The sequence below is a fragment of the Streptomyces kurssanovii genome, from assembly GCF_040677245.1.
GTDB classification, from domain to species: domain Bacteria; phylum Actinomycetota; class Actinomycetes; order Streptomycetales; family Streptomycetaceae; genus Streptomyces; species Streptomyces kurssanovii.
This window is the reverse complement of sequence record NZ_JBFAQK010000016.1, coordinates 40638-54130: the sequence shown is the minus strand read 5'-3', so window position 1 is coordinate 54130 and position 13493 is coordinate 40638. Positions and strand designations below refer to the sequence as shown.

Sequence of the window (13493 nt, the reverse complement as noted above, 5' to 3'; positions counted from 1 at the left end):
CCTGCACAGGCAAGGACGTACGCGGCCCAACGTGGCCGGTCCCGATGGAGGCCCGCCCGCACGCCGCTGGAGCGCTGCTCGCAACCCGCGCCCGCCCCACCCCGCCGGCCCACCCGCTCCGCCGCCCGTCCGCGCCCCGCCGAGAGACCGTCGAGCGGACTTCCACGGTTTCTCGAGCGCGGCCGCACAGCGTGGCACCCGACACCCGACCGGTGCCTGCCAGCGCTGGTGCCCCTCCCGGCACGGCACAGCCGGTCGCGGCATCCGCCACCCGGAGGAGGACCACGCCGTGCCGCGATTCACGCATCCGGAACTGCCCCTGGACGGACTGCTGCGCCAGGCCGCCGTGCGGGACCCCGACGGCACCGCGCTGACCTGCGGGCAGCACACCCTCACCTACGCCGAACTCGACGCCCGCGCCGACCGCGTCGCCCACTACCTGCTCTCGGCGGCCGCCGGCCGCCCCCGCGCCACCGTCGGCGTGGCGAACACCCTCGACGCCGCGTTCGCCGCCACCTACTACGGCACCAGCCGCAGCGGCCGCACCATCGCCCTGGTCAACCCGCTCATCGGCGAGGCGGCGCTACGGCACGTGTTCACCGCCGCCGCGATCGAGATCGCGTTCGTGCCCTGCGCCACCGCCGAACTGCTCACCAAGATGCGCGAGCAACTGCCCCGCCTGCACACCATCGTCGTCACCGACGCCGACGACGGCGTGGTCCCCGCCGACGCGCTGCCCCTCCACGTCGCCCTGGACGGCGCCGGCGACGGACCGGCCGCACCCGCCCACGGACCGGCCGACCTGTCCTCGACCGTGTGCGTGCAGTTCACCACCGGCACCACCGGCCGCCCCAAGGGCGTGCGCCTGACCCACCGCAACCTGGTCGCCAACGCCCACCAGATCGCCCTCGCCCACGGCCTCGGCCCGGCGTCCGTCACCCTCAACCACCTGCCGCTGTTCCACGTGATGCACCTCAACTCGGCCGTCTGCGCCGGCGCCCGGCAGGTGCTGTGCACCGACGGCGACCCCCTCGCCTCCCTCGCCCTGGCCGCCCGCACGGGCGCCACCCACTACTACGGGCTCCCCGCCCGCCTGCACCGCCTCGCCGCCGACCCGCGCCTCACCACCCCGGCCGCCGTGCCCGCCCTGCCGCGGCTCACCGCCGTCCTGTCCGGCGGCACCGCGCTCGCGCCCACCGCCGCCCGCCGGCTGAGCCACACCCTCGGCGTCCCCGTCGTCCAGGGCTACGGCATGGCCGAACTCTCCCCGCTGTCCCACAACCAGCGCCTCGACGACACCCGCCCCGGCGCCGTCGGACACCCCCTGCCCGGCACCGAGTCCCGCATCGTCGGCCTCGACTCCCGTGAGCCGGCCGACGTGTGGGCCACCGGCGAAGTGCAGGTCCGCGGACCGCAGGTGATGGCCGGCTACCTCGACGACGACGAACCCTCCCGCATCGACGCCGACGGCTGGTTCTCCACCGGCGACATCGGCTACCAGCACACCGACGGCGTCCTGTACCTCGTCGACCGGCTCGGCGACGTCTTCAAGTACGACAACGAACTCGTCTCACCGACCGCCGTCGAACGGATCATCGCCGACGACCCCCGCGTCGCCGAATGCGTCGTCGTCGGCTGGCCCGACGCCGTGCACGGCGCCGTCGTATGGGCCGGCATCGTCCTGCGCGACACCCCCGGCCCCCCGCGGCACGCGGCCCACGCCGTCCTCGACGTCCTCGACGCGATCACCGAGAAGGCCAACTCCCGGCTCGCCCACTTCGAACGCATCCGCCGCGTCGAAGCCCTCGACACCGTCCCACGCACCCCCACCGGCAAACCACGCCGCCAGGAACTGCGCCGCCGGCTGCGCGACCGCGCCGCCGCGGAAGCCGCCGCCTGACCCCAACCACGTCCCGACCTGTCGCAGGAGGCAGACCCATGGTGACCTTCGTCAACAAGCTGACCGTGCACGGCGACCACGACGCCTTCCTCGCCGTCCGCGCCCGCCTCACCGCCTACATGTCCGCCCAGCCCGGCTACGTCAGCCACCAGAACCTGCGCGCCCTGGGCGCCGGGAACGTCCACCTCGAGATCGCCGTCTGGGACAGCGCCGACGCCCACCGCGCCGCCGTCAGCAGCGACGGCTTCCGCGCCATCGTCGCCGACCTCAAGCCGCTGGTGACCGCCGAACCCGCCATGTACGAGACCGAGGACACCGCCGCCCCGCTGGAGGCGGCCGGTGTCCGATGACCGCCGCCCCGACGTCCTGGTCGCCGGCGCCGGCCCGGTCGGCCTGACCGCCGCCCACGAACTGGCCCGCCGCGGCCTGCGCGTCCGCCTCGTCGACGCCGCCACCGGCCCCGCCCGCACCAGCCGCGCCGTCGCCGTCCACCCGCGCACCCTGGAAACCCTCGACCAGATGGGCACCGCCGCACCCGTCATCGAAGCCGGCCGCAAGAACCGGGCGTTCACCATGTTCGCCTCCGGCCGCCGGCTGGTGCGCCTGGAGGCCGACTACCGCAGCATGCCCACCCGCCACCCCTACACCGTGATCATCGAGCAGACCCGCACCGAGGCCGTCCTGCGCGACGCCGTCGCCCGGCTCGGCGTCGAGATCGAATGGGGCGTACGGCTCACCGGCCTCTCCCAGGACACCACCACCGTACGAGCCACCCTGCGGCACGCCGACGGCACCGAGGAAACCTGCGAGACCCCCTGGCTGGTGGGCTGCGACGGCGGCCACAGCACCGTACGCAAACAGCTCGGCCTGCCCCTGATCGGCGAGAGCCGCGACACCTGGCTGCTGGCCGACGCACCCGTACGCACCGACCTCGAACCCGACAGCATCTACTGGGTCCACACCGGCAAACAGGCCATGATGATGGTGCCCTACGCCCGCGGCGGCCACTGGCGGCTGCTGGACACCGCCCCCGGGACCCCCGACGCGGCCGGCGCCGCCGAACGCATCGCCGCCCGCCTCACCACCGGCCTCGGCCACCAGGTCCACGTCGGCGACCCCGAATGGGTCTCCGTCTTCACCTTCCAGCAGCGCATGGTGCCCCGCATGCACCAAGGCCGCGTCTTCGTCGCCGGCGACGCCGCCCACGTGCACAGCCCCGCCTCCGGACAGGGCATGAACACCGGCATCCAAGAGGCCTACAACCTCGCCTGGAAACTCGCCATGGTCCACCAGGGCCACGCCCGCCCGGCGCTCCTGGACACCTACAGCACCGAACGCGTCCCCATCGGCAAACAGCTGCTCGGCTCCACCCGCACCGCCACCTTCCTCGTGGCGCTCAAGAACGCCCTCGCCTCCCTCGCCCTGCCCGCCGTCTTCACCGTCGTACGCGCCGTGCCCCCGCTGCGCCGCGCCATCCAGCGCAAGGTCCTCGGCGGCATGTCCGGACTGCGCATCGACTACGCCGCCGGCCCACTGACCACCGGCGCGGGACCCGAACCCGTCCCCGTCGCCGCGCCCGTCGCCGCCCCCGTCTTCGTACCCCGGCGCCGCCACGTGCCCACCCCCGGCGAACGCGCCGCCACCGCCACCGCCCTCGAGCCCGCCTCACCCGGCCCGCGCGCCTTCGCCGACGAACTGCGCGACGTGCGCTGGACCCTGCTCGTCGCCCCCGGCGCCCACACCCCGGCCGGCACCCCCGTGCGCACCGCGACCGACGCCGCCGCCCGCCACGGCGCCTGGCTGTCGGTACGCACCGTCGGCGACACCACCGCCCCCGGCCCCCGCCTCCTGCCCGACCCCGACGGCGCACTGCGCCGCGCCCTGGGCCTCGCCTCCGGCGCCTGGGTACTGATCCGCCCGGACGGCTACCTCGCCGCCCACGGCGGCCTGCTCACCCCCCGCGCCCTCGACGACGCCCTGCGCCCGCTGTCCCTGACGGCACCGCACACGCCCCACAGCACACCTGAGGCCGTTCTCGAGCGGGCCTCGTCCAGCCGTCGAGCCGCCCAGGACACCGTCGACAGCACCGTCGGCGCACCGCACAAGGAGGCACAACGATGACCGCACCGTCGCCGGCGACGCCGCCGGTCGCCCTGGTCACCGGCGCCACCAGCGGCATCGGCCTCGCCGTCGCCCGCGACCTCGGCCGCCGCGGCCACCGCGTCTTCATCTGCGCCCGCACCGCCCAAGAGGTCAAACAGACCGTCGAGGACCTCCGCGACGAAGGCCTCGAGGCCGAGGGCGCCGCCGCCGACGTCCGCTGCCGCGACTCGGTGGCCGCCCTGGTGCGCACCGTCCTGGACACCTACGGACCCGTCACCGTCCTCGTCAACAACGTCGGACGCAGCGGCGGCGGACCCACCGCCGACATCGCCGACGAACTCTGGTACGACGTCATCGACACCAACCTCAACAGCGTCTTCCTGCTGACCCGCGAAGTCCTCAAGAACGGCGGCCTCGCCGACGCCACCTGGGGCCGCATCATCAACATCGCCTCCACCGCGGGAAAACAGGGCGTCCTGCTCGGCGCCCCCTACTCCGCCTCCAAGCACGGCGTCGTCGGCTTCACCAAAGCCCTCGGCAAGGAACTCGCCCCCGCCGGCATCACCGTCAACGCGGTCTGCCCCGGCTACGTCGAGACCCCCCTCGCCGAACGCGTCCGCCAGGGCTACGCCGCCGCCTGGGACACCACGGAGCAATACGTACAGGAACAGTTCGAGGCCAAGATCCCCCTCGGCCGCTACACCACCCCCGAAGAAGTGGCCGCCCTCGTCGGCTACCTCACCACCGAACACGCCGCCTCCATCACCGCCCAGGCACTCAACGTCTGCGGCGGCCTGGGCAACGTCTGAAGTAAGGAAGAGAAAAGATGTCCGCTGAGCGAGTGCACGCAACGACGCACGAGGTGAACGTGGCCGCGCCCGCCGGCGTGGTCTACGGCCTGATCTCCGACGCCGTCCAGTGGCCGCTGTTCTTCCCGCCCAACGTCCACGTGGAACGCCTGGAGTTCGACGGCGACAGCGAACGCCTGCGCATGTGGGCCACCGCCAACGGACAGGTCAAGTCCTGGACCTCCCGCCGCGTCCTGGACCCCGCCCGGCGCCGCATCGAGTTCCGCCAGGAACTGCCCGCCTCCCCGGTCCAGTCCATGGGCGGCACCTGGATCGTCGAACCCCTGGACGCGAGCCGGTCCAAGCTGACCCTGCTGCACGACTTCACCGTCGCCGGCGACAACGCCGACGACGTCGCCTGGGTCGAACGCGCCACCGACACCAACAGCCGCGCCGAACTGGCCAACCTGCGGCAGCTCGCCGAACGCTGGTCCCAACTCGACGACCTGGTCATGTCCTTCGAGGACTCCGTCCGCGTCAACGGCCCCGCCGAGCTCGTCTACGACTTCCTCTACCGGGTCGCGGACTGGCCCCAGCTCGTCCCGCACGTCTCCCGCCTGGACCTGACGGAGGACCAGCCCGGCGTGCAGGTCATGGCCATGGACACCGTCACCGCCGACGGCTCCACCCACACCACCGAGTCCGTCCGCGTCTGCTTCCCCCACGCCGGACGCATCGTCTACAAGCAGACCGCCACCCCGCTGCTGATGTCCGCCCACACCGGCGAATGGTCCGTCGTCCCCGACGAGACCGGCGTCACCGTCACCTCCCAGCACAGCGTCGTCCTGCGCCCGGAGAACATCGAATCCGTCCTCGGCCCGGACGCCGACGTGCAAAGCGCCCGCCGCTACGTCCGCGAGGCCCTGGGCCGCAACAGCGGCGCCACCCTCGCCCTCGCCAAGAAGCACGCGGAGAGCGCGGTCCGGGTCCTGTGACCACACCCGTGACCGCGCCCGCCCCGGCAGCGGCCGCCCACCGCCGGAGCACCCCGGGGCCCGCAACGGGCCCCGGGGCGCCCGGCGGTGTTCCGCCCGGCGACGCCGCCGAGCGGGCCGCCTGGCTGGAGACGCTCCTCGGCGACCCCGACGACCCGCGCAACCCGCACGGCTACCGACCCCTCCTGGACGCCGACGACCGCCGCGAGGCCCCCGCCGCCACCGAAGCGCTGCTCACCGAGGCCGGACTCACCGCCGAATTCGTCCCCCACGAGCTCGGCGGCCGCCTGATCCGCCCCGACCTCCTCGCCCAGGTCCTGCGCCCCCTCTTCCGCCGCGACGTCGCCCTCGGCTTCGGCCACGGCATCACCTCGCTGTTCGGCGCCTCCGCCGTCTGGGCGGCCGGCGACGCCGCACAGCGGGAAACGACCGCCCGCGTGCTCCTGGCCGGCGGCCGCACCCCGATCGTCCACCACGAACTCGCCCACGCCAACGCCATCCTGCGCGACGAGTTCACCGCACGCCCCACCCCCGACGGCGGCTTCGTCCTGTCCGGACGCAAGGACGTCGTCATCAACGCCGACCGGGCCGACGCCTACGTCATGTACGCCCGTACGGCGGCCTCGACCGGCCCACGAAGCCACTCCGTGCTGCTGCTCGACCCCGAGCAGCTGCCGCCCGGCGGCCTGCGCCGGCTGCCGCGCGCCCTCACCCCGGGTATGCGCGGCAGCCGCTTCGCGGGCCTGAAGTTCACCGACTGCCCCGCCGGGGCCGACACCCTCGTCGGCGACCTCGGCGACGGCGTCCCGCTCGCCCTGCGCACCTACCAGGTCAACCGCTGCCTCATCCCCGCCACCGTCGTCGCCGGAGTCGACACCGTCCTGCGCTTCGCCGTCCGCGCCGCCACCACCGGACGGCCCGCCGGCGTCCCGCCCCGCCGCTGGCACACCGTGCTGACCGGCGTCTTCACCGACCTGCTGGCCTGCGACAGCATGGCCGTCACCGGACTGCGCGCCCTGAGCCTGCTGCCCGACAGCTCCCACCTGCTCGCAGCCGCCGTCAAGATGACCATGCCCGACCTGCTCCGCGAGGACCTCGAGGAACTCTCCACCGTCCTCGGCGCGCACGGCTACGACCGCGGCCCGCGCTACGGCGGCTTCCAAAAACTCGTCCGCGACCTGCCCGTCGCCGGACTCGGCCACGCAGGCACCGCCGCCTGCCAGGCCGTCATCGTGCCCCAACTGCCCACCCTCGCCCGCCGCTCCTGGTTCCGCACCGACGAACCGGCCGGCCGGCTGTTCCTGCCCCGGGCGCCGCTGCCCGCGTTCGACTACCGCGCCCTCACCCTCACCGGCAGCGACGACGTCCTGACCGCATCCCTGATCGGCACCGCCGAACGCCTCGCCCCCCTGCGCGCCACCTCGGACGCCTGGGCCGCCCTCGCCGACCTCGCCGACGCATTCGTCCAGGAGATGCGCGCCCTGCGCGAACAGTGCGCCGCCCTCCCCGACATCACCCACGCCGCACTCGTCGACCCCCGCGTCTGCGCGCTCGCCGACCGCTACGCCCTGGTCCTGGCGGCCGCCGCCTGCCTGGGCGTGTGGCAGGGCCAGGACGGCACCGGCACCTTCCTGTCCGACCCGGCGTGGGCCGTCCTCGCCCTCACCCGCATCGGCCGCAGGCTCGGCGTCCCGGTCCCCGAACTCCCCGAGAACACCACCAAAGCGGTCCTCGAAGAGGTGCTCGCGCGCTACCGGGACCACCGCAGCTTCGACCTGTACGACACACAGCTCGCCGGCTAGCAGGCCGGCCATGGGCGGGGCCGGCGCGGCCGGCCTTCGGAGGGGACAGCGATGGACGAGCAGAGGATCAGCACACCGATCCACGTGCCGCGGCCCGCCGGGCCGTGGCAGGGCGTGCACGAGAACCTGACCCGGCTGGGCAACGCGGTCGTGCACACCACCTGGGGCGAATGGCTGCCCGCCGCGCTCACCGCCCCCCGCCTGCGCCGGCTGCTTGGCCGCGACTGGACCCGTTACCGCCGCATCCCCGACCCGACGGTGCGCTACCGCTTCGTCGCCGCCCGGCTGCTGATGAAACACACCGCGGCCGCGGCCCTGCGCGTCGACCCCGAGACCCTCGACCTCGCCTACCGCCTCGGCGGCCGCCCCTACCTGCGCGGCTTCGACCAGATCGACCTGAGCCTGACCCACACCGGCGACCTGATGGCCGTCGGCCTCAGCCGCCACGGCCGCATCGGCGTCGACGCCGAACCGGCCGACCGCCGCATGCGGTTCGACCTCCTCCAGGCCCAGATGTGCACCCCCACGGAGGCCGCCGAACTCGCCCCGCTGCCCGAGCACGAACAGACCGCCCAGACCCTGCGCCTGTGGACCCTCAAAGAGGCCTACACCAAGGCCCTCGGCCAGGGCATGCGCCTGGGCTTCACCGAGTTCGGCTTCGGCCTGCGCAGCGGCCGCCTGCTGGCCCCCGACGGCTCACCCGCCACCCGCGGCGAATGGGCCTTCGCCACCCACCCCGCCCTGGGCGGCCGCTACCTGCTCTCCGTCGCCTGCCACGACGCCGGCCTCGACCCGGCCGCCGACACCTCGGCCGGCACCATGCTCGACCCCGGCTTCCTCGCGGCGATGGCGGACCACCAGCACTGAACCGGGGCGGGCCAAGGCGCCAGGGCTTGGGGTATCCATCGGCACCGCCCTCCGTGCCACAGCCCGGTCGGCCCTGATCAGCCAACGGGCCCACCGACGCCGGCGGCGTCATGCGCCGAAGCGCCGCCGTTCCTCGCCGGTGCCGTCGGCCGGGTCAGACGCTGCTCAGCCAGCCGCGGAGTGAAGCCGGTCGAGGGAGCCCGATGTCGTCAGGCAGACGGCCGAACTTGCGCCCGGTAACACGCTCCATCACCTGACGTACCGACAACTGACGTCCGCCCGGGGGCGTGTGCGGGTTATAGCCGTCGGATCGGAAGATGCAAAAGATCCGCGGCTCGCCAGGTTGATAGGAGCCGAATCGGGTGATGTCGACGCCACCCGTCGTGTCCGTGATGTCGAACTGGAGGTACAGGTCGTCCCTCCCAGGGTAGTTGTTGTCATACACCCACAGTTGGACGACCTGACCGCTCTGCTGGTACGCGTAAGCGAGCACTTGGTGGTTCCGACCGATGTCGAGCGAGTCGGTCTGGATCAGTCCGAGGGGCGACAGTCGACCGGCGTCGATGTCGTCCCGGATACGCGGCCACTCATCCCGGCAGGTCACCCAGGCGCGGCCTCTCGCGAGGCCGGCCACCTGAATGAACCCTTCATCCCCGTTGGGGTAGTGCGGCGAAGAGTAACCAAGCCACCGGTGCCCGGAACCACTGATGTCGAAGCTGTCCAACAGCCGGTCGCGGATGAATTGGAAGAGTGGATCCGCGTCTGAGGTGGGCGAGGACGTCTCGGCGGGCGGGAGCTTGCCCGCGGCGAAGTAGTCCATTGCCGCGAAGGTCATTCCGCCACACATCCCAGCGCTGGCCTGGGTGATGGGCAGCCACCCGTCGTCGACCCGCGCAATACCCAGGGCTCCGGCGGCCTCCCCGCCAAGTTCGTCGAGCAGCCGATTCCAGAGGAAGCCGACAGCCATCGCAGGAAGATCCGGACTCCACGAGTTCGAGAACTGAAATCCATTGACCGACGGAGTGAACCCGCGAACCTGGCGACGCGAGGTCTCCCGTAGACGAATGCGTAGCCGGGCATGGTGGCCCTGGCCGCCGTTGTACGCCGCTTCGAAACCAGGCGGTGCCCAGACGTGGAAGGTATTGCCGTACTGGGACTCCACGAGCGGACTGTTGAAGTGCACGTACAATTGCCGCCCTGGGTCGCCACCGATGTTGTACCAGACGCGGCCCTCCGTTCCCGTCGTCGGTCCGACGAAGAGGTCCCCCTCGGCCCGCCACTCCGCAGTGGCGCCGGGGGTGATGGTGGCCGCTCGGGACGGATACCACGGATCGGTCCAGTCGCCGGAGTCCATCTGATCCCGGTCCCACACCAGAGGCACGGGCGACTCGTTCTGAATCTCCACTGCCATGCGTATGCGTGACACGCCGATCGCCTCAGCTCGCCGTTACCAGAACACGGACCATTCCGTGCCCTGACGTCAGGTCTGTCAGAGCTTTCCCAACGACAGCACCGAACCCGCGCTCCCGCTCAGTGATCCTGCGGGCGTGTCCGGGCGTCGATGAAGTGGTGAGCAGATCCCCGCAGCGAATTGGCGCTTCCGATGCGTCGGCCAGCGCCCATAGCTTTCCCATAAGAGCGACAGGAGCGCCTCCGTCGTGCCGGTCGAGCACGAGTGCCGGCCGCACTCCGCCTGCACCGGAGACAATGCCGGCGACGCGCGAGTCGTATTCCTCGGTGCAAGGCCGGATCCGTCCTTCATCGTCAAGCACCACGACCATCCCCGCGGTGACCGCCGGTTCCGCAACGGTCAGCGCTTCGGCGTAATCGGCCCCCGGGAGCTCGAGGTCCCCGGTAACCACCACGTCGCCCTGGAAGAAAGCCGCTTTCCCTCCCTCCGCATTGCTTACGCCGAACACCCCATTACGCCCTCGGCCATAGAGGCCGTTCCCGCCATGGTCACTTACACCGGCCACGCCAGAATGTCCGGATGTTTGCGTCACTCCGAATACGCCGTTCCACGTGTCACTCGTCCCGACGACGCCAGAACCACCATCGCCGGTGCCGTGTCCGGCCACGCCGGTGAATCCCCGGCCGTAGAGCCCGTTCCCGCCGTTCTCGTTGACGCCGGCCACACCGGCGTGCCCGGCAGCCTGCGTCACTCCAAAAACGCCGTTCCATGTATCACTCGCACCGGCAACGCCAGAACCACCTTCGCCCGTGCCGTGTCCGTGCACCCCGGTGGATCCTCGCCCGTAAACGCCGTTCCCGCCGTTTTCGTTGACGCCGGCTATGCCGGCTTGGCCAGCTGCCCGAGCTTCGCCATACATGCCGTTCCACTGCTCGCTCGTGCCAGTTACTCCAGCCTCCCCGGGCTGGTTCGAGTCACCCTTGACGACGCTCATGACATCCTCCGATCACTCTTGCAGTCAGGCAGTGTTTTTCCAGTGATATCGAGCAGGCTCGTCACTTCCAAATGATGAAGCGGCTTCTACTGAGAAGTCTCGACCGCATGCTTGAGCACCGACCTGCTGCGAGGATCGCTGCAAAGAGCTTTAGGTGCACTTCCACAACAAGGTCGTGGCGCTGACATGTGCAAGCCTGGGCGTCACGTCAGACATTTCAGAGAACTCTTGCAACGGGCAAGTACCGTAAAGGGATAGACGTTTCCCTCTTCCAGGGCACCACTCTTGGCATTTCCTCGCAACTGGGCTCTGTCGTTCTGGTTTCGACCACTTGGCGCACAGCGTTTTTCGGCATCATCCCGCTAGGGTGATCTCTGCCGCCAAGGCAGGAATTTCTCCCTTTCCCTCGCTGGAGCGCGTGAGACTGCTGCGCGAGCACGGCATCATCACCGGCTACCACCCGGCCCCCGATCTTGAAGCATCGGCTGCCTGCCGAACGCAAGCGAGGTCGCGGACATGCAGACCGCGATGGCCTACGAGCACGTCCAGTCCCGCTGGATCGAGTCCGCCGACGCCGACCGCTCGCGCACTCTGCAAAAGAAGCCCACTGATCGCAGCAGCCGAGGGAACTGGACTTGCGTCAACGGATCTCCAACGCGATGCCCGTCACGTCGCCCCCGACGGGGCTTCCAGTCAGGCGCTGAATCGAGCAGTTGAACTCAGCGCTGCGTCGGCCGGGCATGTACGGCACCACCTTGAGTCCGCGTTGTGGGTCCGGGACATGCTTGACAGCATGGGAACAGGACGCACCGGCCCAACCGCGTACGCGGTCGCCCGAAACGTCTTGCGGTGACCGACAGAGCCGGCAACAGCGCCAGCGCCTGGGCCTCAGAGGACCGGGCCCGGCCCAGGCCGGGTACGAGGCCGGCCGGAACGGGGCCGGCCGGGCGGAGACGACACGCGTGCCCGGCCCCCGCCCGGCCCCCGTCTCAGTCCTGCTCGGCCACGTCCTGGATGACGTCCTGGAGGACGACGCCGCCCGGCAGCTCGGACAGGTCGTTCAGGGCCGCGACGATCTTCTTCTCCTCGTAGACGAAATGGGACTCCAACAGGGCCGCCAGACCGTCCAGTTCCTTGCGTACCTCCTGTGCGGGCAGCGCGCCCTCGCCGGTGCCCAGGCCGCCCAGCAGCTCCTCGATGCGGCGCAGGATGTCCGCCACCGTGTGGTGGTCGTTCTCCAGCTCCTCCAGCACCGGGCGCAGTTCCGGGAACTGCTCGGCCAGCGCGGGGAACGCGGAGTCGTCCTCCTCGGTGTGGTGGCGGCGCACCGCGGAGCAGAACGTCAGGCAGTGGGCCCGCAGTTCCCGTGGCCGTTCGCCGCCGTCGAGGAAGGCGTCGACGTCGTCGGCGAGCCGCGCCAGTTCCTCGCGCAGCCACAGATGGACCGCGATCAGCTGGTTGCCGAATGCCGCGAGCCGGTCGTTCGGACCGGTGAATGTTCCCATGCTCGTCCCAATGCCCCTCGTCGTGAAGCGTGATACCAGCACCGCACGCCGGGCCCGGTCAACCCGGCCCCGCCCGCCGGGCCCGGTGCCTCGAGCGGGCCTCGGGCGGGCCTCGGGCGGGCCTCGAGCGGTCTTTGCCGGTCCCGGCCCGTGGCCGGCGCCGCGCGGCTTCGCGCTCCGGAACAGCTCAGCGCCCTCTCGAAGCCGGCTGGAGAAGCCCGGGCCGCCCCGTCGGCGGCGGATAGCGTGATCGTGCTTGACGACCACAAGTGCGGCACAGGGGGGCGGGTCATGACGGATGCAGGAACCGGCCTCGGCCGGACGGCGCCCGCGCAGGGCGGCAAGGCCTCCGTGCTGCGCATGCTGCCCGGCGGGGCGACCGCCGCCCAGGGCGTTCGGCTGTTCCTCGTCGGCGGCGACGCGCTCGCCCGGGCCGGTATCCGCTCCCTGCTCGACGGGCAGGGCGGCATCAGCGTCATAGGGGAGGACGAGCCCGGCCCGCGGGCGCTGGCCGCGCTGCGGGCCCAGGCGCCCGACGTGCTCGTCGTCCACGGACTGCGCGAGGCGCACGAGGCCGACGCGCTGCTGCGCGAGGTGGACCCCGGCATACGGGTCCTGACGGTCGGCGGGGCCGAGCCCCGGGGCGGGACCACGGCCGTCCTGCACGGCCATCTGCCCCACTCCACCACCTCCCAGCAACTGGCCGCCGCCGTCTCACTGGCCGCCGCCGGCTACTCGCTGACCCGCGGCCCGCTGCCCCCCACCGCCCCGGAACCCGCCCGGGCGCCCGCCACCGCCGCCAGGCCGGAGAAGGCCGCACCCCGGCCCCGGGCCGCCGCCACCGTCTCCGACGTGCCGCCCGAGCAGCTCACCGGCCGCGAGTGCCAGATCCTCGACCTGGTGGCCCGCGGACTGTCCAACACCGAGATCGCCCAGTCGCTGACGCTGTCCGAACACACCGTCAAGACCCATGTGCAGAACCTGCTGAACAAGCTGCGGCTGCGCAACCGCGTGCATGTGGCCATCTACGCCTTCGAGACCGGCCTGCGCTGACGCCCCGCCGGCACATCAGGAGCGGGTCAGCGCCCCGTCAACCCCTCCCGCGAGGCTGAGCGGGATTCTCGCCGC

11 protein-coding genes are annotated in these 13493 nt (G+C 71.8%); 8 read left to right on the top strand and 3 right to left on the bottom strand.

The window, feature by feature from the left end; all coding sequences use genetic code 11:
• Window positions 1-289: 289 nt before the first annotated feature.
• Genes AB0K36_RS14380 through AB0K36_RS14350 form a run of 7 tightly spaced genes read left to right on the top strand, consistent with a single transcriptional unit; the run spans window position 290 to window position 8455 of the window.
• Window positions 290-1900 (top strand): class I adenylate-forming enzyme family protein, encoded by a 1611-nt coding sequence (locus tag AB0K36_RS14380; RefSeq protein ID WP_364593109.1) that lies wholly within the window; start codon window positions 290-292, stop codon window positions 1898-1900.
• 38 nt (window positions 1901-1938) lie between these two features.
• On the top strand, window positions 1939-2250 hold the full coding sequence (locus tag AB0K36_RS14375) for an antibiotic biosynthesis monooxygenase family protein (RefSeq protein WP_364593106.1): 312 nt from the start codon (window positions 1939-1941) through the stop codon (window positions 2248-2250).
• A complete protein-coding gene (locus AB0K36_RS14370; protein WP_364593103.1) occupies window positions 2240-4021 on the top strand; it encodes an FAD-dependent oxidoreductase in 1782 nt (593 codons plus the stop codon). Before AB0K36_RS14375 ends, AB0K36_RS14370 begins: the two co-directional genes overlap by 11 nt.
• Window positions 4018-4812 carry a 3-oxoacyl-ACP reductase FabG gene (gene fabG, locus AB0K36_RS14365; protein WP_364593100.1) on the top strand — a complete coding sequence of 265 codons (795 nt, stop codon included), beginning with the start codon at window positions 4018-4020 and terminating at the stop codon, window positions 4810-4812. The genes AB0K36_RS14370 and fabG overlap by 4 nt, the downstream gene beginning before the upstream one ends.
• A 17-nt stretch (window positions 4813-4829) precedes the next feature.
• Window positions 4830-5786, top strand: a complete 957-nt coding sequence (locus tag AB0K36_RS14360; RefSeq protein ID WP_364593097.1) for an aromatase/cyclase — start codon at window positions 4830-4832, stop codon at window positions 5784-5786.
• Window positions 5783-7588 carry an acyl-CoA dehydrogenase family protein gene (locus AB0K36_RS14355; RefSeq protein ID WP_364593094.1) on the top strand — a complete coding sequence of 602 codons (1806 nt, stop codon included), beginning with the start codon at window positions 5783-5785 and terminating at the stop codon, window positions 7586-7588. Before AB0K36_RS14360 ends, AB0K36_RS14355 begins: the two co-directional genes overlap by 4 nt.
• Before the next feature lie 51 nt (window positions 7589-7639).
• Complete coding sequence (locus tag AB0K36_RS14350; RefSeq protein WP_189473712.1) at window positions 7640-8455, top strand: 4'-phosphopantetheinyl transferase family protein; 816 nt, start codon at window positions 7640-7642, stop codon at window positions 8453-8455.
• A 154-nt stretch (window positions 8456-8609) separates the two neighbouring features.
• Here the strand turns inward: AB0K36_RS14350 and AB0K36_RS14345 are convergent, their stop codons facing one another.
• From AB0K36_RS14345 to AB0K36_RS14335, 3 genes are all read right to left on the bottom strand, one after another.
• The gene (locus AB0K36_RS14345; RefSeq protein ID WP_364593090.1) at window positions 8610-9866 is read right to left on the bottom strand and encodes a hypothetical protein; all 1257 of its coding nucleotides are present in this window, start codon (window positions 9864-9866) and stop codon (window positions 8610-8612) included.
• A gap of 25 nt (window positions 9867-9891) precedes the next feature.
• A complete protein-coding gene (locus AB0K36_RS14340) occupies window positions 9892-10860 on the bottom strand; it encodes a hypothetical protein (RefSeq protein WP_364593087.1) in 969 nt (322 codons plus the stop codon).
• A gap of 989 nt (window positions 10861-11849) precedes the next feature.
• Window positions 11850-12365 (bottom strand): hemerythrin domain-containing protein, encoded by a 516-nt coding sequence (locus AB0K36_RS14335; protein WP_364593084.1) that lies wholly within the window; start codon window positions 12363-12365, stop codon window positions 11850-11852.
• Between the two features lie 291 nt (window positions 12366-12656).
• Between AB0K36_RS14335 and AB0K36_RS14330 the strand changes: the two genes are divergently transcribed.
• Window positions 12657-13418, top strand: coding sequence for a LuxR C-terminal-related transcriptional regulator (locus AB0K36_RS14330; RefSeq protein ID WP_364593081.1), 762 nt, complete (start codon window positions 12657-12659; stop codon window positions 13416-13418).
• Window positions 13419-13493: the final 75 nt, after the last annotated feature.